The 23,247-nt window shown below is 36.2% G+C and carries 24 protein-coding genes and 1 pseudogene; 10 read left to right on the top strand and 15 right to left on the bottom strand.

Annotated features, from left to right (window positions below; all coding sequences use genetic code 11):
• Nucleotides 1–79: 79 nt before the first annotated feature.
• The 12 genes from A3SG_RS0109400 to hemA form a co-directional block, all read right to left on the bottom strand.
• Complete coding sequence (locus A3SG_RS0109400; protein WP_016989769.1) at nt 80–1,774, bottom strand: ABC transporter ATP-binding protein; 1,695 nt, start codon at nt 1,772–1,774, stop codon at nt 80–82.
• Between the two features lie 132 nt (nt 1,775–1,906).
• Entirely contained in the window at nt 1,907–2,620 is a 714-nt protein-coding gene (locus A3SG_RS0109395) for a 3'-5' exonuclease (RefSeq protein WP_016989768.1), read from the bottom strand.
• A 119-nt stretch (nt 2,621–2,739) separates the two neighbouring features.
• On the bottom strand, nt 2,740–3,210 hold the full coding sequence (locus A3SG_RS0109390; RefSeq protein WP_016989767.1) for a methylated-DNA--[protein]-cysteine S-methyltransferase: 471 nt from the start codon (nt 3,208–3,210) through the stop codon (nt 2,740–2,742).
• A gap of 110 nt (nt 3,211–3,320) precedes the next feature.
• Nucleotides 3,321–3,737: a c-type cytochrome gene (locus A3SG_RS0109385; RefSeq protein WP_016989766.1), complete on the bottom strand. Its 417-nt coding sequence runs from the start codon at nt 3,735–3,737 to the stop codon at nt 3,321–3,323.
• A gap of 65 nt (nt 3,738–3,802) precedes the next feature.
• Nucleotides 3,803–4,795, bottom strand: a complete 993-nt coding sequence (gene hemB, locus A3SG_RS0109380; protein ID WP_016989765.1) for a porphobilinogen synthase — start codon at nt 4,793–4,795, stop codon at nt 3,803–3,805.
• 121 nt (nt 4,796–4,916) lie between these two features.
• Nucleotides 4,917–5,825, bottom strand: a complete 909-nt coding sequence (hemF, locus tag A3SG_RS0109375) for an oxygen-dependent coproporphyrinogen oxidase (protein ID WP_016989764.1) — start codon at nt 5,823–5,825, stop codon at nt 4,917–4,919.
• The gene (locus tag A3SG_RS0109370; RefSeq protein ID WP_016989763.1) at nt 5,825–6,205 is read right to left on the bottom strand and encodes a hypothetical protein; all 381 of its coding nucleotides are present in this window, start codon (nt 6,203–6,205) and stop codon (nt 5,825–5,827) included. The genes hemF and A3SG_RS0109370 overlap by 1 nt, the downstream gene beginning before the upstream one ends.
• The gene (gene hemE / locus A3SG_RS0109365; protein WP_016989762.1) at nt 6,206–7,276 is read right to left on the bottom strand and encodes a uroporphyrinogen decarboxylase; all 1,071 of its coding nucleotides are present in this window, start codon (nt 7,274–7,276) and stop codon (nt 6,206–6,208) included.
• A 43-nt stretch (nt 7,277–7,319) separates the two neighbouring features.
• On the bottom strand, nt 7,320–8,024 hold the full coding sequence (locus tag A3SG_RS0109360; RefSeq protein WP_016989761.1) for a uroporphyrinogen-III synthase: 705 nt from the start codon (nt 8,022–8,024) through the stop codon (nt 7,320–7,322).
• Nucleotides 8,024–8,950, bottom strand: a complete 927-nt coding sequence (hemC, locus tag A3SG_RS0109355; RefSeq protein ID WP_016989760.1) for a hydroxymethylbilane synthase — start codon at nt 8,948–8,950, stop codon at nt 8,024–8,026. The genes A3SG_RS0109360 and hemC overlap by 1 nt, the downstream gene beginning before the upstream one ends.
• A 117-nt stretch (nt 8,951–9,067) precedes the next feature.
• Nucleotides 9,068–9,649 carry a TIGR00730 family Rossman fold protein gene (locus tag A3SG_RS0109350; protein ID WP_016989759.1) on the bottom strand — a complete coding sequence of 194 codons (582 nt, stop codon included), beginning with the start codon at nt 9,647–9,649 and terminating at the stop codon, nt 9,068–9,070.
• A 74-nt stretch (nt 9,650–9,723) separates the two neighbouring features.
• Nucleotides 9,724–10,980, bottom strand: coding sequence for a glutamyl-tRNA reductase (hemA, locus tag A3SG_RS0109345; protein ID WP_016989758.1), 1,257 nt, complete (start codon nt 10,978–10,980; stop codon nt 9,724–9,726).
• Between the two features lie 228 nt (nt 10,981–11,208).
• Between hemA and A3SG_RS0109335 the strand changes: the two genes are divergently transcribed.
• The 8 genes and pseudogenes from A3SG_RS0109335 to A3SG_RS0109300 all read left to right on the top strand — a co-directional run bounded on the left by A3SG_RS0109335 (nt 11,209) and on the right by A3SG_RS0109300 (nt 19,560).
• Nucleotides 11,209–12,081 (top strand): AraC family transcriptional regulator, encoded by an 873-nt coding sequence (locus A3SG_RS0109335; protein ID WP_016989756.1) that lies wholly within the window; start codon nt 11,209–11,211, stop codon nt 12,079–12,081.
• A 158-nt stretch (nt 12,082–12,239) separates the two neighbouring features.
• A complete protein-coding gene (hemH, locus tag A3SG_RS0109330) occupies nt 12,240–13,271 on the top strand; it encodes a ferrochelatase (protein WP_029596711.1) in 1,032 nt (343 codons plus the stop codon).
• A pseudogene (locus A3SG_RS19530) lies at nt 13,272–14,628 on the top strand (MATE family efflux transporter). It begins immediately after the preceding gene.
• A 118-nt stretch (nt 14,629–14,746) separates the two neighbouring features.
• A complete protein-coding gene (locus tag A3SG_RS0109320) occupies nt 14,747–16,102 on the top strand; it encodes an MATE family efflux transporter (RefSeq protein WP_016989754.1) in 1,356 nt (451 codons plus the stop codon).
• Nucleotides 16,089–16,640, top strand: coding sequence for a CopD family protein (locus A3SG_RS0109315; protein ID WP_016989753.1), 552 nt, complete (start codon nt 16,089–16,091; stop codon nt 16,638–16,640). Before A3SG_RS0109320 ends, A3SG_RS0109315 begins: the two co-directional genes overlap by 14 nt.
• A gap of 128 nt (nt 16,641–16,768) precedes the next feature.
• Nucleotides 16,769–18,184, top strand: coding sequence for an ATP-binding protein (locus A3SG_RS0109310; protein ID WP_016989752.1), 1,416 nt, complete (start codon nt 16,769–16,771; stop codon nt 18,182–18,184).
• Nucleotides 18,185–18,193: 9 nt separating this feature from the next.
• Entirely contained in the window at nt 18,194–18,976 is a 783-nt protein-coding gene (locus tag A3SG_RS0109305; RefSeq protein WP_016989751.1) for an enoyl-CoA hydratase/isomerase family protein, read from the top strand.
• A gap of 182 nt (nt 18,977–19,158) precedes the next feature.
• Complete coding sequence (locus A3SG_RS0109300; RefSeq protein WP_016989750.1) at nt 19,159–19,560, top strand: hypothetical protein; 402 nt, start codon at nt 19,159–19,161, stop codon at nt 19,558–19,560.
• Between the two features lie 67 nt (nt 19,561–19,627).
• On the opposite strand, the gene A3SG_RS0109295 is transcribed toward A3SG_RS0109300, so the two are convergent.
• The 3 genes from A3SG_RS0109295 to A3SG_RS0109285 all read right to left on the bottom strand — a co-directional run bounded on the left by A3SG_RS0109295 (nt 19,628) and on the right by A3SG_RS0109285 (nt 22,139).
• On the bottom strand, nt 19,628–20,281 hold the full coding sequence (locus tag A3SG_RS0109295; RefSeq protein ID WP_016989749.1) for an HD domain-containing protein: 654 nt from the start codon (nt 20,279–20,281) through the stop codon (nt 19,628–19,630).
• Between the two features lie 126 nt (nt 20,282–20,407).
• A complete protein-coding gene (locus A3SG_RS0109290; protein WP_016989748.1) occupies nt 20,408–21,394 on the bottom strand; it encodes an acyl-ACP desaturase in 987 nt (328 codons plus the stop codon).
• 10 nt (nt 21,395–21,404) lie between these two features.
• Nucleotides 21,405–22,139: a lysophospholipid acyltransferase family protein gene (locus A3SG_RS0109285; RefSeq protein ID WP_016989747.1), complete on the bottom strand. Its 735-nt coding sequence runs from the start codon at nt 22,137–22,139 to the stop codon at nt 21,405–21,407.
• Between the two features lie 121 nt (nt 22,140–22,260).
• Here A3SG_RS0109285 and A3SG_RS0109280 point away from each other — a divergent pair, with 121 nt between their 5' ends.
• Together A3SG_RS0109280 and A3SG_RS19525 are read left to right on the top strand one after the other, a co-directional pair.
• Nucleotides 22,261–22,674 (top strand): ribonuclease P protein component, encoded by a 414-nt coding sequence (locus A3SG_RS0109280; protein ID WP_016989746.1) that lies wholly within the window; start codon nt 22,261–22,263, stop codon nt 22,672–22,674.
• Nucleotides 22,675–22,771: 97 nt separating this feature from the next.
• Nucleotides 22,772–23,247 (top strand): S41 family peptidase (locus tag A3SG_RS19525; RefSeq protein WP_035663686.1); only part of this gene is annotated, 476 nt, incomplete at its 3' end.

Raw genomic sequence — 23,247 nt, 5'->3', positions numbered from 1 at the left:
AAGCAACATTAACTATATAAAATATAACATTCTTTTTGGTATCCGGGGAGACAATTAAAGCTATTTTGGTATAGCCAAACTAACCGACACTATCCTTAGGAATGGCCTCAATCAGCATTTTTGTATATTCTTTTTGTGGGTTAGCATAGAGCTCATCAGCATCCGCAATTTCCTCTATTTTTCCCTTATTCATAACCAAGACTTGATCACTCATGTACTTTACAACAGCCAAGTCATGCGAAATAAAGATATAGGTAAACCCGAAATTCTCTTTTAACTCATTTAAAAGGTTTAAAACCTGTGCTTGAACTGATATGTCCAATGCCGAAACCGATTCGTCACAAACGATTAATTTGGGCTGCAACGCTATCGTTCTAGCTATACCGATGCGCTGTCTTTGTCCGCCAGAAAACTCATGGGGATATCTATTAAAGTATGCTTCTCCTAAACCCACTCTTTCGAGAATTTCAATCGTTTTGGCTTTTCTTTCTTTATCATCTCTATGCAAGCGATGTACCTTCATGGGTTCCATAATCGCTTTACCAACAGGGATTCTTGGATTTAATGACGAGTACGGATCTTGAAAAATGATTTGAATTTCCTTTCTTAATTTTTTTATTGCTGTCTTTCCAAGTTTGGTAATATCCTGACCCCTATATACTATTTGTCCTGCAGTCGCTTTGTCTAATTGTAATATAGCATTCCCCAATGTCGATTTCCCACATCCACTCTCTCCTACCAATCCTAATGTTTCGCCCTCATAGAGTTTAAAACTCACATCATTTACCGCTTTAAATCCAGTTTTTTTTCCGAAGAAACCCGCTGTAGAAAAATATTCTTTCTCCACATTAATGACTTCCAAAATGGGTATCTGATCGTACAGTTTATCGTGAAAACGAATTCTATCCTCTTGCGTTACCACTTCATCATTAATGGTATCCTCTAAGAAATCCTGAATAGTGGGTAACCTTTTTAAACGGAAATCCAGCGAAGGACGGGAAGCGATTAAAGCTTTTGTATAATTATGTGCCGGATTTATAAAAATTTGTTTGACCTCGCCTTGCTCTACAATCTCCCCCTGGTACATCACCAAAACCCGGTGAGCAATAGCGGAAACCAGCGACAAATCATGTGAAATGAATATAATGCTCATTCCCGTTTCTTGCTGAATGTCTTTCAACAACTGGATAATTTCTTTTTGTACCGTCACGTCTAAAGCGGTTGTCGGTTCATCCGCAATCAACAATTGTGGTTTACAGGCAATCGCCATCGCAATCATGACACGCTGTTTTTGTCCCCCTGAAATTTCGTGGGGATATTTATTGAATAGTATTTCTGGATCAGGTAATTTTACTTTCTCGAATAGCAGAAGCGTTTCGGTTTTAGTCTGTGCTTTCGATAAACTCGTGTGCTGCAACAGAATTTCTTGCACCTGATAACCACATTTAAGTGATGGATTAAGCGAACTCATTGGTTCTTGGAAAATCATTGCGATTTGGTTTCCTCTTAGTTGTTGCAATTCTTTTTCGCTTAATTGGTCTACGTTTTTACTGTCAAAAACAATGGTACCGGCTGAAATTCTTGAGATATTGGCGGGCAACAAACCCATAATAGCTAAAGAAGAGACTGATTTCCCGGAACCAGATTCCCCAACAATTCCAAGGATTTCATTGTGCTGCAGATCATAACTGATGTTTCTGATAACAGGGCTGTATATCCCTTCTTTTTTGAATGAGATTTCAAGATTTTGAACGGAAAGTAGGGGCTTATTCATAATGGTAAAAGTAAAAATTTAACCGCTTGCAACACCAAATTTTTTTAAGGACTCGAGATCGAAGGAATTCCAATGGCAACAATTATAATTTCCACTTAATTTCCATTTATTGAAATATCCGAAAACTATTTATTAAACGTGAATAATCTCGTCTTCAATCAATAACTCTTCTCTTCTAAGTCTGAGAAAAATCTGAGCAACCGCAATGGTGTCTTTTTCACAATAGCTTACAATCCGGTCAATGTCTTTATCGACATAAAAAACGTGACCTACTTGACTGCCGTCAATATCGCCTTTCGGAGAAGGTATTCCAAGCACCTTGCACATTAATTTTAAAGAAGTGTAATGCTTGTAGTCGCCAAACTTCCATAACTCCAAGGTATCCAGATGCGGAATTTCCCAAGGTTTCTTGCCAAATAAATTTAGCTTATCAGGCAGTGCTATTTGGTTTATAATCATTCTTCTTGCCAGAAACGGAATATCAAATTCTTTAGCATTATGGCCGCACAAAATATGTTGTGGCAAATTAAAATGATTGTCTAATAGATTATTGAAGTCCTTCAGAATCTTCCTCTCGTCACCAAAGAAGGACGTAACTCGAAAGTTCCTTATATCGCCTTTAGTCACAAAAAAACCAACAGAGATGCACGCTATTTTTCCGAATTCAGCCCAGATTCCTGCCCGATCGTAAAACTCTTCTGGGGAATGTTCTTCTTTTCGTTGGTATTGGGTTTTATGCTCCCAAAGGTCTTTCATTTCCGAATCCAGTTCATTATAATTCTCCGCTTCCGGAACAGTTTCTATATCTAAGAAAAGTATGTTATTGAGGTTTAATTTTTCTATCATATTTATTGTACGCAGATTTATAAGGATTGATACAACTTTTATTTTCTATCGAAAATCACAACTATTAAAGTTAACGATGTTCGAATATAAAGAAATTCAAGCAATATGCATTTAATTCTTTAAAACAATCTTTGTTGCGCATTTAGGTTTTCGTGTTCCAACAGCCATTTTTTACGCCATAAACCTCCTGCATAACCGGTGAGCGAACCGTCCGTACCAATGACACGATGACAAGGAACAACAATCCATAGCGGGTTTTTTCCATTGGCGGAAGCCACAGCCCTAATGGCTTTGACATCTCCTAAAACCTTGGACTGTTCTAAATATGTCCTGGTTTTTCCATAAGGGATTTCTACCAACGCTTTCCATACTTTTTGTTGGAAATCAGTACCCTTTGGATTGAGTTTGATACTAAAATCATTTCTTTTTCCTTCGAAATAAGACTCTAATTGCATCACACATTCCTGTAAAACTTCTGGAATCATAGTAGAACTTTCTCCTTCGTCCTGAACGGAAATTATTGCAATACCGTTCTCATCGCCTACTATCTTAGCAGTGCCTAACGGTGTTTTGAAAAAAGCGGTTTCCATAGTATTAAAGTAACTAAATTTAAACCTAACGATTCCTCTAAAGGTAAAAAGTTTACAAAAAATTTGATTCCTTGTGAATTCCTTTATAAATTCGCTTGTTGTGACTTTATCTATTGTAGCGTCGAATTAACGTAGGCTTCTAATGCTGTTAATTCCTTATCTGAGAATGTTTTAGTAAGAGCTATGTTCGCTTGCATTATTGCATACTGCGACGGATCTACGATTGGCTCATCTTCGCCTTTTAGAAAAGCAACGATACTCCCGTTTTTCTCTTTGTAAATTTTAGCAATATTTTGCAAACTTGGCCCAATCATATTTTCATCGACTTTATGACAACTAACGCAATTTCCTTTTCCTAAAAAAATGGACTCCCCTAAATCTACCGAGGTTTTAGTCTCTGCTACCATTCCCTCATTAACACTACCTCCTGATTTTTCGGTATCATTCCCTTTTCCAAAAGACTCTTCTTCCTTTCCTTTACAAGAAAATGTTACTACTGCGATCGCAATAAAAATTATTTTTTTCATAATTTGAAGTGTTTTAACCCAAAGTTAATCAACTTAAACTTTTTATCAAATGATAATTATCAGTTTTATTTGTTTAAGAGTATAGCGGCTTCCTTTGCAAAATAAGTAGAAATTAAACTCGCCCCAGCACGTTTGATACACATTAATTGTTCCATCATCGTATTATCATGGTCTAACCATCCTCTTTCGGCTGCGGCCTTGATCATGGCATACTCACCAGAAACATGAAATACAGCTACCGGAACATTTACCGCATTTTTGATTTCCCTTACGATGTCTAAATACGCAATTCCTGGCTTTATCATTACCATGTCTGCTCCTTCTTCCACATCCCAAAGCGCTTCTTTGACTGCTTCAATACGATTAGCATAATCCATTTGATAGGTTTTTTTATCTTTTGGAACATCGTTATTGTCAACGGGCCCACTATCTAATGCATCACGAAATGGTCCATAAAATGCCGAGGCATACTTGGCAGAATAGCTCATGATACCCACGTTATGGAATCCTGCAGCATCAAGCCCTTCACGCAATCGTAAAACTCGTCCGTCCATCATGTCGGATGGGGCAACAAAATCAGCTCCAGCAACTGCATGTGAAACGGCCATTTTTACCAAAGCATCATTTGTAGGGTCGTTGAGTACATCTCCGTTTTCTATAATACCGTCGTGACCGTAAATAGAATACGGATCTAAGGCTACATCTGGCATGACAATCATTTCAGGACAAACTGCTTTAATAGCACGAATGGCTTCTTGCATCAATCCGTCTTTATTCCAGGCTTCTTTTCCGGTATTGTCTTTTAGGTTTTCACTTACTTTTACATAAATATTCACCGCTCGAATACCTAAAGCATAGATTTCTTTGATTTCCTCCACCGTTAAATCAATCGAACGACGAAAGATTCCCGGCATCGAAGCGATTTCAACTTTCACATTTTCTCCCTCTGCAATGAACATAGGAAACATAAAATCTGACGGACTTAAAGTGGTTTCACGCACTAATGAACGAATAGATTCGTTCGTTCTTAATCTTCTACCTCTGTGTAATGGAAACATATAATTTATAATTTTAGATCGCTTCGCCAATTCGAGCAAAGCTCTCGAGTTAAGATTGCTGATTTATGATTTAAAACGAATTATTGAAGTCAGAAACTCTGAAATCAAAAATCGTTAATCATCAATCGACAATCCAATTTATTGGATTTTCTAATACTTTAATTAACTTTTCTTCTTCACTACCTACTTCTGGATGATGGTCGTATACCCACTGCACATTTGGTGGTAAAGACATCAGGATACTTTCGATTCGGCCGTTGGTTTTTAATCCAAACAAAGTTCCCTTATCATGTACCAAATTGAACTCGACATAACGACCTCGACGAACTTCCTGCCAGGTCTTTTGCTCTGGAGTATAGGCTAATTTTTTTCTCTTTTCCACTATTGGAAGATAAGCTTCGAGGAAGCTATCCCCCACTTCACTCACAAAATCAAACCAATTTTCCATACTCATTTCGTCAGTAGCTTTGCAATAATCGAAAAATAAACCTCCTATTCCCCTTGCTTCATTGCGATGGGCGTTCCAGAAATAGGCGTCACATTGTTTTTTATATTTTGGATAAAAATCAGAATTATGTTTATCACAAGCTCTTTTACAAGTTTGGTGAAAGTGCGTTGCATCTTCTTCAAACAAATAATACGGCGTTAAATCTTGTCCACCACCAAACCATTGCTGGATTACATTTCCATTTTCATCATACATTTCAAAATAGCGCCAATTGGCATGTACCGTAGGCACCAATGGGCTTTTAGGATGCATTACCAAACTTAGTCCGCAGGCAAAAAAATCAGCTTCTCCTACATTGAACAATTTTTGCATGGCTTCTGGTAATGTTCCATGTACAGCAGAGATATTCACCCCGCCTTTTTCAAAAACGGCACCATTCTCGATTACACGTGTTCTTCCTCCTCCACCTTCCGGACGTTCCCATAGATCTTCACGGAATTTGGCTTGACCATCGACAGCTTCTAATCCTGCGACGATTTGATCTTGAAGGTTTTGTATGTAACTGTAAAATTGTTCTTTCATTATAAATTTGCTTTTGCGGAAGCTATTTTATTAAAAATTTCCACCGAAAATGTTTTGCTTACGGATTGAATATGCTCATAAATAGCAATTGCTTTCTCCGATAAATCAAATCGATTCTCTTTGGAAAAAGCCAGCAAAAAGTCAGCAAATTGCTCTTTTTGAGCCCAGTCCATTTCGTGCTTATCTAACAACAAAATCAAGTCTTTTTCTTCAATTTGTTTCAGAATATCGACGGTCAATTCAAAATTAGTTAGCAGATTATCGACTAAACTGATGTCTTCGATAATCCAAAATTTTGGAACAAAAACCAAAGAAAGTAAAGTACTTAACATAGTGTCAATTTTCACTTTCTTTTCGTCTCGAAGTCCTTTATTCAGCATCTATTTCTGCTTGTATTCTTTCACCGCGTCGACAAATGCTTTCGCGTGATCCACAGGAATATTTGGTAAAATACCGTGTCCAAGGTTTGCGATGTATTTGTCTTTTCCAAATTCGTCAATCATTTCATTTACCATTTTCTTAATCACCGGAATAGGTGACAACAATCTTGATGGGTCAAAATTACCCTGTAACGTGATATTACCACCAGACAAATATCTTGCATTTCTTGGTGAGCAAGTCCAGTCCACTCCCAATGCAGAAGCACGACTTTTTCCCATTTCGTTAAGGGCAAACCAACATCCTTTTCCAAAAACAATTACCGGAGCATGATCGGCCAAGGCTTCGATTATCTGATTGATGTATTTCCAAGAGAATTCTTGATAATCAACCGGAGATAACATACCTCCCCAAGAGTCAAAAACTTGAACGGCATCAACGCCCGATTTTACTTTTTCTTTTAAATATAATATTGTCGTATCAGTAATTTTTTGCAATAAAACGTGAGCCGCTTCTGGATGGCTAAAACAAAATCCTTTTGCTTTGTCAAAACTTTTAGATCCTTGTCCTTCTACTGCGTAGCACATAATTGTCCACGGTGAACCAGCAAAACCAATTAGCGGCACGGCATCATCCAACATTTCTTTTGTTAATTTAATGGCATCAAAAACGTATCCCAAAGTTTCATGCACATCAGGAACAATTACTTTTTCTACATCTTGAATCGTACGAATAGGATTTGGTAAAAAAGGACCGAAATTTGGCTTCATCAATACTTCAATTCCCATTGCTTGTGGAATCACCAAGATATCTGAAAATAAAATCGCTGCATCCGGAGCAATTCTACGAATAGGCTGAACCGTGATTTCAGCAGCTAATTCAGGCGTTTGACAACGGGTGAAAAAATCATATTTATCACGCAAAGCGATAAATTCAGGTAAATATCTTCCAGCTTGACGCATCATCCAAACTGGTGGACGTTCTACTGTTTCTCCTTTTAATGCTCTTAAAAATAAGTCGTTCTTAAGCCCACTAACCCCAGATGGGGAAATATGCAAATCTTTATCGTTCATTTTATTATTATTTTAAACTTGGTTAAAGCTTTTAAATTTTTATTTACACCGTTTCCCTTTCCTCGGGGCCAAGTGGGCTTCTATAATATCCTATAACTTCAACAATTACGTCTTCGACCGTTGGTATTTCAGCAATTACAATATTTTTAACTTTATTTAATTCTAATGCTTTTGCGGTAGTATTCCCTACACAAAAACAAATTTCCTTCTTGATTTTATTGTTTATCAAAAAACTTTCAACAGCAGATGGACTAAAGAACATTATTCCGTCAAAATTTTCCTGTTCAGATATTTTAAAAGGCGCTAAAGTAGTTTGATACACCTCTATTTCATTAAATGCAATCCCTTCGCTTTTTAATGCCGCTGGTAAGGTTTCCTTACGCAAATTTCCACTCAAAAAAGTATAGCTTTCCTTGTTGTAGATTAAAGTAATTATTTCAGCCAGTTCGGAGGCATAATCCATATAGACACTCACCGTAAAACCATTAGCTTCCAGTAATTCTTTGGTTTTAATACCCACACAAAAGACCATTTTAGTCTTTAGAACTTCCCAACCGCTTTGTTCCATTAAACTTACAACAGCATTTTGACTGCTGAAAATCAAATTATCGTTGAATTTATCTAATTCAAAAAGGTTGTTTTTTATTTCGATAAAATCTTGTTCTAAAAGATCAAAATCAGCGTCGATAAATACCTGCCTTTGTTCAGCTGACAATGTTTTAGTTGATAAGATGCTTGTTTGACTCATTATTTCTTCAATTTATTTTTAATTTCCGTCATCAATTTTGTTCCGCCATTATCTAAGACTCTCTGCGCAGAATAGAAACCTAATTTCTTCCATTCTTCGATAGGAACCACCTTATCGATTTCAATTTTTTCTTTTCCGTCAAGCGAAAATAAAACGCCTTGAAAATGAATCGTATCTTCCTCTTCGTTATAACGCGCCAAAGCTCCAATAGGTGCCGTACATCCGCCTTCTAAAGTTTTTAGAAACTGACGTTCAATGTAGGTCACGATTTCAGTTTCAATATGATTTAATTGAGATAAAGCCTCTACTGTAAACGCATCCTTCTGCATGGCGACAACAAGCATTGCTCCTTGTGCGGGAGCGGGTATCATCCAATCTAAATTAAAATAATTCTCCGGCTTTAAATTGATTCTTTCTAAACCTGCAGCTGCGAAAATAGCACCATTCCAATCGTTATCTTGTAATTTTTGCATTCTAGTATTTACGTTTCCACGTAGGTCAACTACTTTATGTGTTGGGTACTTATTTAACCATTGCGCTTGACGACGCAAACTTCCTGTGGCAATAGTTCCTGAGTCGTTAAGAAAACCAAGATTCCCTTTGTGTACCAATATATCCAAGGTAGTGGCTCTTTCCAGAACTGCCGCTTGAACAATTCCTATAGGCAATGCAGTAGGAACATCTTTCATAGAGTGCACCGCTATATCTACTTGACCATTGATCATGGCAATATCTAATGTTTTTGTAAAAATTCCAGTGATTCCGAGTTCGTAAAGGGGTTTATCAAGGATTATATCTCCTTGCGCTTTAACGGCAACAATTTCGGTTTTATACCCTAAATCGTTCAGCTTTTTTTCTACCGTATGAGCTTGCCATAAGGCCAGTTCGCTGTCGCGCGTTCCGATTCGTATACTTTTATCTGCCATTTTTATTTTTTAATTCCATATTGAACCCTTTCGATTTACCACTGTGTAATTTTATGAAATACTGCTTCAATTTTTATGTAATTATCTTCACCAGTCTGTTGGGATATCATTTTACACCTAAGTCGTTTCTGCGCTAATCCACTTTCCTACTGTAGGAGCTACATAATTCTCCATTTGCTTAAGTAAATCGTCAATATCATCACTAACCAAAAGCATTTGATAATTAACTTCTTTCAAAAAGCCTTGGCTCACCATTGTCTTGAGTAAAACGATTAAGGCATCATAAAATCCATTAGTATTTAAAATTGCGATTGGTTTTTTATGAAGTCCAAGTTGAGCCCATGTAAGCATCTCAAAAAACTCTTCAAGTGTACCGAAACCGCCTGGCAAAGTAATAACGCCATCGCACAAATCATTCATTTTCGTTTTCCTTTCGTGCATACTATCGACTACAATTAGCTCCGTCAATCCTTTGTGAGCGATTTCTTTTGATCTTAAAAAATCGGGAATAACGCCAATAACTGTTCCGCCGCCATTTAAAACACCATCAGCTACTGCTCCCATAAGGCCAACATTAGCCCCGCCATAAACAAGTCCAATTTTATGCTGTGCCAATGTTTGTCCGAGAAGGGTTGCTTGTGAGATGAAAGTACCATCGATTCCGGCACTTGAGCCGCAAAAAACTGTAATCCTTTTCATTTTTAATCAATGATTTTAAATTTGTATTACGTTGTAATTTACTTTTATGAGCTACAACCTAATTTTAAAATATTTTACTTTACGTCAACGCCAATTTTAAAAACTTTTTCAATCCATTCGATGCTTTCATCCACCATGGTATCGTCGTCTTTTAAATGATTGGCAAAATGTGTTGTTATCTTTTGGATGATTCTCGCACTGATGATTTCAGCCTGTTCTAAATTAAAATCAGAAATTTTTCTACTTTGAAAATCTAATTCCGATTTTTTTATAGCATTCAGTTTGTCTTTTAATGCATGGATAGTAGGCGCAAATTTTCGCCCTTTTGTCCAAACATTGAACTCTTCTTTTATCTCTTCAATGATTGCTTCAGCAGCGGGAATGTGCTTTTTTCTGTTTTCTAAAGTCTCATCTGTTAATTGAGACAAATAATCCATGTGAATTAACGTAACACCCTCTAATTCCTGTACATCTTGATTTACATTTTTTGGAATGGATAAATCCAAAATCAACAAAGGCTTTTTCAGGTTCAAAATTGCTTTATCAACAGTAGGGTTTTGAGCGCCAGTGGCCACTATTACAACATCCGCTTTTTGTAATTCGATATGCAACTCTGAATAGTCTTTTACAATTAAATTGAGTTTTCCAGCTAATCTCTCCGCTTTATCCTTCGTCCTATTGATTAAAGTGATATGTTCGTTTTTAGTGTGTTTTACCAAGTTTTCACAAGTATTCCGCCCTATTTTTCCGGTTCCAAACAACAGAATGTTTTTATTTCCAATGTCTTCGACGTTCTTAATAATATATTGAACAGAAGCAAACGAGACCGAAGTGGCTCCGGAGCTTATTTCTGTATCTGTTTTTATTTTTTTACTTGCTTGAATTACCGCGTTTACTAATCTTTCCATGAAATTACTGGCAAGACCCAACGATTTTGACTGACTAAAACTAGTTCTTATTTGGGAAATAATTTCAAAATCACCAAGAATCTGGCTGTCTAAACCAGTTCCCACGCGAAACATATGGCTTATGGCCTCCTGATTTTTATATACAAAACCTACTTTTTGAAATTCCTCAACACTACCCTTGCTATTTTCACAAATTAACTTTATTAATTGAAAAGGATGTTCTGCAAATCCATAAATTTCAGTTCGATTGCAAGTAGAAGTTACGATTAAACTTTCAATCCCTTCCTCTTTTGCTTGTTCCAGTAAACGTGTTTTAGCTAAAGTATCCAAGCTAAACCTTCCTCTAATCTCGGCATCTGCCTTTTTATAACTCAATCCAACGGAATAAAAATAGACATGCTTTGATAAATTGTTATTTTCCATATAAATACTTTTCCAAAAAGTGGTACAAAATTATCACTAAAGACTTTATAAAAATAACGCTAGAAGTACTTTTTGTGTCGCTGAATGTTTTTTTATTTCTAATCGCCTATTTTAATGCGAAAATCGTTATTTTTGCAGGGAAATCAGGTTGTAACGAGTGGCTTATTTAGAGTTGATCTAAACTAAGAAAGTTTGTTATTGTCGCTTTTTAAATTAAAAAATATCGCTATGAGTTCTCAAGAAATTATAAAAATAGAAGATGATTTTACTCTAATTCGTTTTCAAAATGACAGTGCAGAATCATTTAACGCCCAACGGGAAGTCAGCAACGGCTTAATTCAATTTCATTTTGGATTAAAAGGAAGCGCAAAATTTATTTTCAATCAAGGTAATTATGCATTGGAAATGAAAGAAGAAAAATCCTTACTTTTATACAACCCACAAAAAGAATTGCCTCTAAATCTAGAACTAGCGCCGAACTCATGGGTGATTTCGGTCATTATCTCTATAAAGAAATTTCACGCTTTATTCTCAACAGAAGCGAATTATATCACTTTTTTGAGCGAAGACAACAGAGACAAGAAATATTATAACGAAGGAAATGTAAGTCCATCGATGTCAATTGTATTGTCCCAATTATTTCATTACAGCCTGCATCCTTCTATTAAAAACTTGTATTACAAAGGAAAAGGTTATGAGTTATTGAGTTTGTATTTCAATAGAACTGAAGACCCCAATGCGGAACAATGTCCGTTTTTGATCGATGAAGACAATGTGATGAAAATTAGAAAAGCCAAAGAAATCGTTATTGCAAATATGGCCGAGCCTCCAAGCTTACAAGAACTAGCCGACGAAATAGGATTGAATTTAAAAAAACTAAAAATGGGCTTTAAACAAATTTATGGCGATACTGTTTATGGATTTCTATTTGATTACAAAATGGATTTTGCCCGAAAGTTACTCGACAGTGGATCTTATAATGTAAATGAAGTAGGATTAAAAATAGGATACAGCACCGGAAGTCATTTCATCGCTGCATTCAAAAAGAAATTTGCTACCACGCCAAAAAAATACTTAATGTCAATAAATCCCAATACGTAATTAATCATTGATTTTACGTATTGAACAATAAATAAAAAATAGTTAATCGTATTTTATAGAAAAACAACTTTAACTACTTTTGTAACAGAATTACTCGTTCTTCAAGCTTGATGCCATTTAGCGGAAAGGCTGAAGCAATAATAATAAAAAAATATTTTATGAAAGGTGTATTATTAGTCAATTTAGGTTCTCCCGAAAGTCCAACAGCGAAAGATGTAAAACCATATTTAGATGAGTTTTTAATGGATAAATATGTAATTGATGTTCCATTTTTATTGAGAGCCTTATTAGTTCGAGGAATCATTTTACAAACAAGACCTAAAAAGTCCGCAGCTGCTTATGCTAAAGTCTGGACAGATGAGGGTTCTCCGCTTATCGTACTATCAAAAAGAATGCATGCCAAAGTAAAAGAATTAGTGGACGTTCCCGTCTCATTAGCCATGCGCTATGGTAATCCTTCTCTTTTGTCCGGGTTACAAGAATTACACGATCAAGGGGTGAATGAAGTGATGCTTTTCCCGTTGTATCCGCAACATGCTATGGCATCTACCACTACAATATTAGAATTAGCTGAAGAGCATCGCAAAAAGTATTTTCCAGAAATGAAATTTACGATAGTTCCTGCCTTTTATAACAAACCAGACTATTTACAAAACCTTGCCGATTCTATAAAAGGACATCTTGAAGGTTATGACTATGACCATCTTTTGTTTTCTTACCACGGAGTTCCGGAGCGTCACATTCGCAAAACAGACATTACGAAGTCACATTGTAAAATTGATGGATCTTGTTGCAATACACCGTCGCCAGCACATGAGTTTTGCTACCGCCACCAGTGTTACGAAACGACGAAACAGGTCGTGAAATTATTAGGTATCCCAGAAGGAAAATACAGTCAGACGTTTCAATCTCGTCTAGCGGGTGACAAATGGCTTACGCCTTATACAGATGTTCAAGTGAACAAAATGCCAGAAAAAGGAATTAAAAAATTAGCGGTAGTAACACCTGCTTTTGTGTCTGACTGTTTAGAGACATTAGAAGAAATTGCAATGGAAGCTAATCACGAATTTAAAGTACATGGCGGTGAAGAATTCTTTGCAGTACCCTGTTTAAATGATGGTGATGCTTGGTGCAACACAGTAAGCAATTGGATAACTGAATGGGTAGCTGTCGAAAAGACGAATGCATAGATGGCAGTTTCAGCCGAAGAACTAGGGACCAAAGATATAAAAAAGCTCCTGATAAAGCAGGCTGCTCCGGCCTCTATTGGGATTCTGTTCATGTCCGTCAATATACTAGTTGATACTATATTTGTCGGGCAATGGATCGGTTCTCTTGCTATCGCAGCTGTCACAGTAGTCCTACCAATAACGTTCTTTATTTCATCATTAGGAATGGCAATAGGTATTGGTGGGGGATCTGTGCTTTCTAGGGCTCTTGGTGCAAAAAATCCGGAAAAAGCAAAAGTCACTTTTGCTAACCAAATTATGATGACCTTTTTTTTGGTCGTTAGTTTTTGTGCTTTTAGGGATTTTTTTTAGTGCTGATATGTTACTGCTTTTTGGTGCAAAGGGCCCCATAATAAAACCAGCAACTGAATTCTTCACCCCCATTATTGTTTCTGTTCCTTTCTTGGCTCTTTGCATGATGGGAAACAATATTATACGAGCGGAGGGCAAAGCTAAATTTGCTATGGTGGCCATGATTATTCCTGCTTTTGTCAATATTATTTTAGATATTATTTTTATAAAGGTGATGGGGTTAGGAATGTTTGGCGCTGCTTTAGCTACGTCAATTTCTTATTTTATGTGCTTCCTTTTTGTTTTATGGTTTTTTGTGTACAAAAGCGAATTAAGACTGAAAGCAAGACATTTTAAATTAAACCTACCCATAATAAAAGAGATTACCGAACTGAGTTTTGTTACTTTTTCTAGACAAGGCGTGGTGAGTATTTTAGCAATCATACTCAATCATACCCTATACTCGTACGGGGGCGAACATTCCATCGCAGTGTACGGGATAATAAGTAGGATGTTAATGTTTGCCCTATTTCCAATTCTCGGAATCACACAAGGGTTTATTCCAATAGCCGGATATAATCACGGAGCTCAAAATTATGAACGGGTAAAAGAAAGCATCAAAATTTCAATTAAATATGCAGCGCTGTTAGCAACCTTAATTTTTGTTTTTATTCTTTATTATGCAACACCCATAGTATCCGTTTTTACTACCGATCCAAAAGTAATTGCAGAGACACCGGATGCCTTGCGTTGGGTATTTGCAGCTTCTCCTATTATTGCGATCCAGTTAATCGGAGCGGCCTATTTTCAGGCGGCAGGAAATGCTAAGAAAGCGTTGTTACTAACGCTTAGTAAGCAGGGATTTTTCTTAATTCCATTAGTACTCCTACTTCCTAATTTTATTGGTATTTTTGGAGTCTGGATTGCCTTCCCTATTGCTGATGTACTGTCAACCCTACTAACAGGTTATTTCCTGAGAAGAGAAATGAACACAAAATTAATTAAAACTGCCGATGGACTATTCTAAAAATCTCAAATCGCTATACCCCATCTTTGTAATTCCCTGCTTAAATGACGGTGACAATAGGTACACAGTAGTGAGCAATTAAATTAATGAATGGGTACCTGTCGAAAAAAAAACGTAAATGGCAATAACTGACGAAGAACTAGGAAACAAAGACATAAAAAAACTACTGATAAAACAGGCAGCGCCTGCCTCTATAGGGATTTTATTCATGTCCCTCAATATTCTTATTGACACTATATTTGTAGGACAGTGGATTGGTTCACTCGCTATCGCAGTAGTAACAGTTGTTTTTCCTATAACGTTCCTAATTTCATCATTGGGGATGGCTATAGGTGTGGGTGGTGGATCCGTTCTTTCCCGTGCTTTAGGTGCAAAAAATCGTGAAAAAGCAAAAACTACTTTCGCTAATCAAATTATGATGACCTTCCTTTTAGCATCTATTTTTGTTATTTTAGGGTTTTTTTTTAGTGAAGAGTTATTACTTTTTTATGGAGCTAAAGGAGATATTTTGGCGCCAGCGACTATCTTCCTTTCCCCTATTATCGTTTCAGTACCATTCCTTGCCCTTAGCATGATGGGAAATAACATTATTAGGGCAGAGGGACAAGCCACATATGCAATGGTGTCGATGATTATTCCAGCTCTTGTAAATATTGCATTGGATGTTATATTTATAAAGCTAATGAATTTGGGCCTATATGGAGCCGCTCTTGCAACTGGAATTTCCTATTTTACCTGTTTCCTTTTTATTCTTTGGTACTTTATATACAAAACCGAGTTGAAGCTTAAAGCGCAAGATTTTAAATTCCATATACCCATTATCAAAGAAATCACCTCACTTAGTTTTGTCTCTTTTTCTAGACAGGGTGTAGTAAGCATTTTAGCCATCATTCTCAATCATACTTTATACTCTTATGGTGGCGAGCATTCTATTATTGTTTACGGTATCATCAGTAAGACACTAATATTTGCACTTTTCCCTGTTCTTGGAATAACACAAGGATTTATCCCAATTGCTGGTTATAATTATGGAGCTGAAAAATATGAGAGGGTAAAAGAAAGCATCACAATTTCAATTAAATCTGCAGCGCTATTAGCGTCCTTAGTTTTTGTCGTTATACTCTATTACGCGACGCCTATCATTGCCATTTTTACCACTGATGAGAAGGTAATTGCAGAAGCACCAGGCGCATTGCGATGGGTGTTTGCCGCTTCTCCTGTGATAGCCATCCAATTGATTGGAGCTGCTTATTTTCAAGCTGCGGGAGAGGCTAAAAAAGCGTTATTGCTGACGCTTAGCAAACAAGGCTTTTTCTTAATTCCATTAGTACTCATACTACCAAATTTTTTCGGTATTTTTGGGGTGTGGGTCGCCTTCCCTATTGCTGATGTACTATCAACACTACTAACAGGTTATTTTCTAAAGAAAGAAATGACCACAAAACTGATTCAAACTAACGATGGACTATTATAACTATCTCAAATCGCTACACCTCATCTTTGTAACTACATGGTTTGCAGGTTTATTTTATATTGTACGCTTATTTGTATACCAAATTGAGGCTGCCCAAAAACCATCACCAGAAAAAGAAATTTTACAAGCACAATATAAAATAATGACCTATCGCCTTTGGTATATTATCACATGGCCTTCGGCGATTCTTGCAAGTATTTTCGCTTATTGGATGCTGTTTTTTACTGACTTAGGTAAAGCCTGGCTTCAAATGCCTTGGATGCATGTCAAACTTGGCTTTGTATTTGCATTGTATTTATACCACGGGAAATGCCAACAGATTTTTAACCAATTGCAAAAAGACCAAATTAAATACACTACCAATTTTATGCGCTTATGGAACGAAGGAGCTACCATTATTCTTTTTGCGGTAGTCTTTTTAGTAATCCTTAAAAATGCCGTTAATTGGATTTACGGAGTTATTGGAATTTTTATATTCGCACTTACCATTATGTTGGGTTTTAAGTTTTACAAAAGAATACGCGAAAAAAGTAATTAGCAACTAGTTATTAGTGATTCGCTTTAACGCTTTGAACTAATCACTATTGACTATTCACTAATCACTAAAAAATGCTAAAAGATTTCAAATTATCGATGCTGTCGCTGCGAATTCGGATTTTTCTTTCGATGATCGTATTGATAATCGTCGCCTCTATTTTGTTAGCTTCTATCTCCATTATCCAATTTAAAAACGAGGCCAAAGAATACCATCAGGAACGACTAGAAAGGAAAGAGAATGCAGTAAGGGAACATATTAATTACGTTCTTTCGACTACGACTTATCCATTGACGACTGAAAACCTAGACTTAATTTTCAAGGATAAAATTCATGAACTAGCGCACATTCACAATATTGAAATAAATATTTATAGTCTTGAAGGCAAACTGTTAAAATCCTCAAAAGAATCATTTTCCGTTGATAAGGTTTCGCCGCCTATCCAAAAATACATATTAAAACTGGTCCGTTCTTCGATAGAGAAACGCTACGTGGAAATTAAAACTGTTAACAATGTTAAAAACCGGTCTTCTTTTACCCAGATAAAAGACGATAAATTCAAACCATTAGGTGTTTTAAATTTACCGTATCTAGAGGATGATAATTTTTATGAAAAGGAACTGCATAGTTTTTTAATTCGTTTGGGGCAAGTCTATTCCTTCATGTTAATTGTGGCATTTGCATTGGCTTATTTTCTATCCACTTACATCACAAAATCCTTAAAAACAATTTCAGACCGGATAAACGAAACCAGTTTGAGCCAAAAAAATAAAAAAATCGTTTTAGAGGCGAGCAGCAAGGAAATCAACTTACTAATTACGTCTTATAATCGAATGGTCGAAGAACTCGAGATAAGTGCCGTAAAATTAGCGCAAAGCGAACGAGAAGAGGCTTGGCGCGAAATGGCAAAACAGGTGGCGCATGAAATCAAAAACCCACTGACGCCCATGCGTTTAACCGTGCAAAGCTTCGAAAGAAAATTCAATCCCGAAGATCCTGACATCATTCAAAAAATGAAAGATTACTCGGAGACATTAATTCAGCAAATTGATACTATGAATGCCGTCGCCTCTGCTTTTTCTAATTTTGCCTCGATGCCGGCCCAACAAAATGAAACGTTGAATGTGGTGGAAGTGGTCGAACTAGCATTAGATATTTTCAACGAAGAGCACGTCGTATTTGAAAGTGAATCTCCTGAAATTATTTCTAAAATAGACCGAACGCAACTGATCCGAATCATCACAAATTTAGTTAAAAATGCGATTCAATCGCTTCCAGAACAACAGGAAAACAAAACCGTTTTTGTAACGGTAAAAAAAGACAGCAACAACGTATTAATAATCGTTGAAGACAATGGAGTCGGAATTAAGCCTGAAGATATCAGCCGTATTTTCGAACCTAAATTCACCACTAAAAATAGCGGAATGGGATTGGGTTTAGGTATTATCAAAAACATCATTGAAAATTATAAAGGAACTATTACCTTTGATACAGAACACGGAAAAGGAACACAATTTACGGTGTCACTTCCAATAATTAACTCTTAAATTTCTAAAATGAGCTACACTAACATTCTAGTTGCAAAAGAAAACAGTATTGCAACAATAACTATAAACCGTCCTGAAAAGCTAAATGCTCTGAATACAGTTACGATCAAAGAACTGCATCAGGCATTTCAGGAGTTGGAAAAAAATTACGAAACACGCGTAATTATTTTAACCGGAAGTGGTGAAAAAGCTTTCGTTGCTGGAGCTGATATCGCTGAATTTGCCGACTTTTCAGTCGAAGAGGGAGTGCAACTAGCTGCTCAGGGACAAGACATATTATTCAATTTTGTCGAAAACCTAAAAATACCCGTTATTGCTGCCGTTAACGGATTTGCACTTGGCGGTGGATTAGAACTAGCCATGGCTTGTCACTTTAGAATCGCTTCAGACAATGCGAGGATGGGCCTACCAGAAGTATCTCTAGGTGTTATTCCAGGCTATGGTGGAACGCAACGTTTACCCCAATTAATAGGGAAAGGACGTGCGATGGAAATGATCATGACAGCAGGCATGGTAACCGCTGATGAAGCTTACAGAACTGGTTTAGTAAACCATGTGGTACCGCAAGGAGAACTTTTAGAATTCTGTAACATGACGGCACAAAGAATCATGAAAAACTCACCATTAGCCATCAGTAAAGCCATAAAAGCAATTAATGCTAACTATAAAGATGGGGAAAATGGTTTTGAAACAGAAATAAAATCTTTCGGAAAATGTTTTGGAACAGTCGATTTTAAAGAAGGCACCACCGCTTTCTTAGAAAAAAGAAAAGCCGTGTTTACTGGGGAATAATTAAACCATTCCGTTATTCAACAGTAACTTTTAACAACAGATTCACAGTTCATACGATTCGTGAATCTTTTGTTTTATATTCAAAAAACAAACTTTCTTTATATTAGAGTGCCATTTAGCGGTACAACACTTAATTTTGCAAACTCTAACAGAGAATCATTCAACAGCTAAAAATTAATTTTATGTCATTTCAACCTGTATTCGTTCAATTTTGGGAAAAAGTCAAAGAGAGTATTCAAAATGGTACTTATGCCAAATTAACTTTGGCGAAGACCATAGGTGATACAGAACTTAAGAACATCTATGTGCGACCTGTATTGCTAGAAAATAATGTTTTCAGTCTTTCTCTTAGCGCTAAGTACAAAATGGAGGAAATAGAAAGTTTTCATACGCTTGACGAAGCCTTTATTGTATTAGCTCCGTACATAAACGATCCGTTTTTGACCGCCCTTTTATTCACTACAGAAAACGACATCACCTTCAAACTCAACAAAAAAAGAGTGGGAAGCATAATAGAACAGCCTCCTACATTTAAGAACGCTGCGGATGTGATTATCGAAATGAAAGAAAAAGGGATTATTTAGTAGTGTTCGGCGTTTCGTTTTTTAGTAATCAGAACTTTTGAATACTAAAAAACTGAATAATGGTCACTTACTTCTCCCCATCCCATTCCGCGTAAAATTGCGCAATATAAGTTTCCATAAAACGATGTCTTTCTAATGCAATCTCTTTGCCAGTAAGCGTATTCATTTTATCTTTCAACAATAGCAGCTTTTCATAGAAATGATTAAACGTTGACGCATTACTCTTTTTATATTCCTCTTTTGTCATTTTTAAATTTGGAGCGATATTGGGGTCATATAGCGCTCTGTTTTTGAAACCGCCATAATTAAACATTCGAGCTATTCCGATGGCTCCTATAGCGTCTAAACGGTCTGCATCTTGAACAATATCCAACTCAATAGAAGAGAATCCTTTTTCGAAATTACCCCCCTTATAGGAAATGTTCTCGATTATTTTAATCACATGACTTACAATTTCTTCTTCAACGCCTTCTGCTTCCAAGAAAGCTCTCGCTGTTTCCGGCCCTACAGCTTCGTCTCCGTTATTGAATTTACTATCTGCTATATCGTGAAGAAGAGCACCTAACTTTACAATTATTTCATTGCAAGTTTCATGCTTTGCAATTAGTAATGCATTTTTATAGACTCTTTCAATGTGAAACCAATCGTGGCCACCTTCGGCATTTTTCAATTTTTCCTTGACAAACGTAATTGTTTTGCTTATAATATCTGTATTATTCATCTTTTATAATTTTATAAAAAAATGTTGATTCTTAAAGTGATTGCACTTCAAAAACCAACATCTGTATTTTATTTTAAGGTTGATTCTAAAATTCTATAATCAACATTTCTTAGTTTTATGTTTAACCTACAATCTTGCAGGTTCTACCCATTTAAAAATATGAGACTCTTGAGGGATTGTCATCCTTTCTGAAATTCGCGTCATTCTTGCCGGTAGTTTCATTAAATAATCACGCGCCTTCTCCGCTTCATCCGTTAAGCCAGTGATTTTATCAATTTCCCATCTCGTCATCAATTTTTGCATGATATCAATATAATCTGCTGCTGTATAGACACCTATACGTTGTGCTGAATCTGAAAATTGTTCGAATGCCGTACTTATCTTTTCTCCTGATTCTCTCAAGAAATGTGCAGGCATAACGATTTTTTGTTTCATCATATATTGAAAAGCAATCATCATTTCACTAGGATCCACTTTGAAAATAGCACTTACAAACTCAGAATAAGCATGATGATGACGCATCTCGTCACCAGCAATCATCTTACACATCTTAGACAGTTTATTGTCTCCGTATTTCTTAGCCATTTGTGCCACTCTATTATGAGAAACATAAGTCGCAAGTTCTTGAAAACTCGTGTACACGAAATTTTTATATGGATCTCTCCCAGTGCCAATGTCAAAGCCATCACTAATTAAGTGTTGGGTTGTCATTTCAACCTCACGCATATTCACTCGCCCAGACAAATAGAGGTATTTATTTAGTAAATCACCGTGACGATTTTCCTCGCTCGTCCATTGTCTAATCCATTTTGACCAACCGTTTCTTTCTACGTTGTCAATTCCTTCTACATCCATCAACCAGGATTCATAAGTAGGAAGTGCTTCTTCGGTAATGGTATCGCCAACTAAGGTCACCCAAAAGTCATATGGTAGATCCTTCGCTATTTCACGTAGTTCTTTGACCTCTTCAAAAAAAGTATCGCCTTCTGAATTTGGTAAAAAATCCGACGGTTGCCATATTTTTTCAACAGGTATTAAATATTGATCAACATAGCTATCAACGTTTTTTTCCAAAAACTGCATAACTTCCAATCGAACGTTTTTTATTGACATCTTATTTAAATTAAAATTTTATTCCGTTTATTACTTCACTTTCTGTTTTCTCCATTAATTCGGCAAAATCAAAATCACTTACCGCTAGCGGCTTATGCAGTGTAAAGGTAAGGCGATTTCCCAAACCTAATGGAAAAAATCCAAATTTAACTATTTTCCAAGAATTGTTTATGCTTATCGGAACTACATAAGCCGATGGTGTACTCTTACATAATATTTTTAAACCGGTTTGTGCAAACGCTTTTGGCTTCCCTGTTTTGCTTCTAGTTCCTTCTGGAAAAATCACTGCCGATCGGTGGTGCTTTTCTATATAATCCCCTAATCCTTTGATAGCAGGAATAGCCTGTTTAGGGTCTTTGCGATCAATTAATACAGAACCTCCATTACGCAAATTATACGAGATGCTTGGGATTCCTTTCCCTAATTCTTTCTTACTTACAAATTTACAATGAAATCTACGTAAAAACCAAATCATCGCAATGATATCGTACATGCTTTGATGATTAGAAACAAATATGATTGGCGCATTTTTAGGCAAACGCTCTATATTTTCAAATTTATAGCTTGTTCCTAAAAGAGCAGTAAATTTTATAAAAAGAAAATTCATGTAGTCCACACTCTTTTTATGCGCTTGGTATCCAAAAACATTAAAACAAAACCACTGAATGGGGTGAAAACTGACCAACGTAAGACCAAATAATAAATAATAAATTACAGATATGGGATACGATATTATTTTTTCCATGCTTGAATAATTAGCTGTAAAAGTAAGAAATATATTTTTAGCGGTATTTAATTCCTAAACAATAATAGGTCTGGCGTTTAATTGTACCTTTGTTTAGTATAATTCCACTCTTCCAAAAACAATGAACTTCACTTATCCCAAAAAAGAAAAGCTTAAAAGTAAAATAACAATTGGATTATTATTTTCTGAAGGGAAATCTGTATCAAAATACCCCTTACGGCTCGTTTACCATTGTGGGCCTTCAAGCGATGGTCAACAAATTAAAATGGGTGTTTCTGTTTCGAAAAGAAACTTTAAAAAAGCTGTGGATAGGAATTACTTCAAACGAATCCTTCGCGAGACCTACCGCCTAAACAAACATATCCTTTTTGACAATCTAGACACACCGTTTTCTTTCATGTTCTTTTATCAAACTAAAGAGCGCCTGTCTTATGAGGAGATTAACACCAAGACCATCCAGCTATTTGAAAAATTTATAGCGCAGCAGGCCAAAAACAATGCTGTAGAAGTAGAAAAAGATCTTTTAAAAGAATAGTTTTCTCCCGTTTTATACCATTAAGAAAGAGATTCCTTTTCTTCTGACTCCATTATTGATGATTTATTGCTAATTTAGTGGTCCATAAATCGCTACCATGATTCCTATATTCAAAAAAAATTACATCCTCCCTATTGTTGCCTCGGCACTGTTGTTTTTAGGTGCCAGTTTCAAAAACGACTTTTTTGAAATAGCAAAACAAATCGAGATCTTCACCACCCTTTTCAAGGAATTGAATACTAACTATGTCGACGAGACAAATCCCGGGGATTTAATGGACAATGCTATCAAAGGCATGTTAGCCGGATTAGATCCCTACACCGTTTATTTCAACGAGCAAGACGTAGTGAAATTTAAAATAAACAATACGGGGGAATATACCGGAATAGGCGCTTTGATTACTCGAAAGGAAGATAAAATAATCATTCGTGAAGTCTACAAAGATTTCCCCGCTGATAAAGCCGGTCTTAAACCTGGAGATGAAATCATTCAAATAGGAGATGTTCTTTTAGCCGACTTTAAAGACGATGCCTCACAACTTATGAAAGGGGCAAAAAACACCAAAATTGATGT

This window comes from Flavobacterium sp. ACAM 123, assembly GCF_000264055.1.
GTDB lineage: Bacteria > Bacteroidota > Bacteroidia > Flavobacteriales > Flavobacteriaceae > Flavobacterium.
This window is presented reverse-complemented; position numbering and strand designations above follow the sequence as displayed.

Coding starts and splice junctions, on each gene's coding strand:
- A3SG_RS0109400 (WP_016989769.1), bottom strand. CDS start 1,774: ATGAATAAGCCCCTACTTTCCGTTCAAAATCTTGAAATCTCATTCAAA.
- A3SG_RS0109395 (WP_016989768.1), bottom strand. CDS start 2,620: ATGATAGAAAAATTAAACCTCAATAACATACTTTTCTTAGATATAGAA.
- A3SG_RS0109390 (WP_016989767.1), bottom strand. CDS start 3,210: ATGGAAACCGCTTTTTTCAAAACACCGTTAGGCACTGCTAAGATAGTA.
- A3SG_RS0109385 (WP_016989766.1), bottom strand. CDS start 3,737: ATGAAAAAAATAATTTTTATTGCGATCGCAGTAGTAACATTTTCTTGT.
- hemB (WP_016989765.1), bottom strand. CDS start 4,795: ATGTTTCCATTACACAGAGGTAGAAGATTAAGAACGAACGAATCTATT.
- hemF (WP_016989764.1), bottom strand. CDS start 5,825: ATGAAAGAACAATTTTACAGTTACATACAAAACCTTCAAGATCAAATC.
- A3SG_RS0109370 (WP_016989763.1), bottom strand. CDS start 6,205: ATGCTGAATAAAGGACTTCGAGACGAAAAGAAAGTGAAAATTGACACT.
- hemE (WP_016989762.1), bottom strand. CDS start 7,276: ATGAACGATAAAGATTTGCATATTTCCCCATCTGGGGTTAGTGGGCTT.
- A3SG_RS0109360 (WP_016989761.1), bottom strand. CDS start 8,024: ATGAGTCAAACAAGCATCTTATCAACTAAAACATTGTCAGCTGAACAA.
- hemC (WP_016989760.1), bottom strand. CDS start 8,950: ATGGCAGATAAAAGTATACGAATCGGAACGCGCGACAGCGAACTGGCC.
- A3SG_RS0109350 (WP_016989759.1), bottom strand. CDS start 9,649: ATGAAAAGGATTACAGTTTTTTGCGGCTCAAGTGCCGGAATCGATGGT.
- hemA (WP_016989758.1), bottom strand. CDS start 10,980: ATGGAAAATAACAATTTATCAAAGCATGTCTATTTTTATTCCGTTGGA.
- A3SG_RS0109335 (WP_016989756.1), top strand. CDS start 11,209: ATGAGTTCTCAAGAAATTATAAAAATAGAAGATGATTTTACTCTAATT.
- hemH (WP_029596711.1), top strand. CDS start 12,240: ATGAAAGGTGTATTATTAGTCAATTTAGGTTCTCCCGAAAGTCCAACA.
- A3SG_RS0109320 (WP_016989754.1), top strand. CDS start 14,747: ATGGCAATAACTGACGAAGAACTAGGAAACAAAGACATAAAAAAACTA.
- A3SG_RS0109315 (WP_016989753.1), top strand. CDS start 16,089: ATGGACTATTATAACTATCTCAAATCGCTACACCTCATCTTTGTAACT.
- A3SG_RS0109310 (WP_016989752.1), top strand. CDS start 16,769: ATGATCGTATTGATAATCGTCGCCTCTATTTTGTTAGCTTCTATCTCC.
- A3SG_RS0109305 (WP_016989751.1), top strand. CDS start 18,194: ATGAGCTACACTAACATTCTAGTTGCAAAAGAAAACAGTATTGCAACA.
- A3SG_RS0109300 (WP_016989750.1), top strand. CDS start 19,159: ATGTCATTTCAACCTGTATTCGTTCAATTTTGGGAAAAAGTCAAAGAG.
- A3SG_RS0109295 (WP_016989749.1), bottom strand. CDS start 20,281: ATGAATAATACAGATATTATAAGCAAAACAATTACGTTTGTCAAGGAA.
- A3SG_RS0109290 (WP_016989748.1), bottom strand. CDS start 21,394: ATGTCAATAAAAAACGTTCGATTGGAAGTTATGCAGTTTTTGGAAAAA.
- A3SG_RS0109285 (WP_016989747.1), bottom strand. CDS start 22,139: ATGGAAAAAATAATATCGTATCCCATATCTGTAATTTATTATTTATTA.
- A3SG_RS0109280 (WP_016989746.1), top strand. CDS start 22,261: ATGAACTTCACTTATCCCAAAAAAGAAAAGCTTAAAAGTAAAATAACA.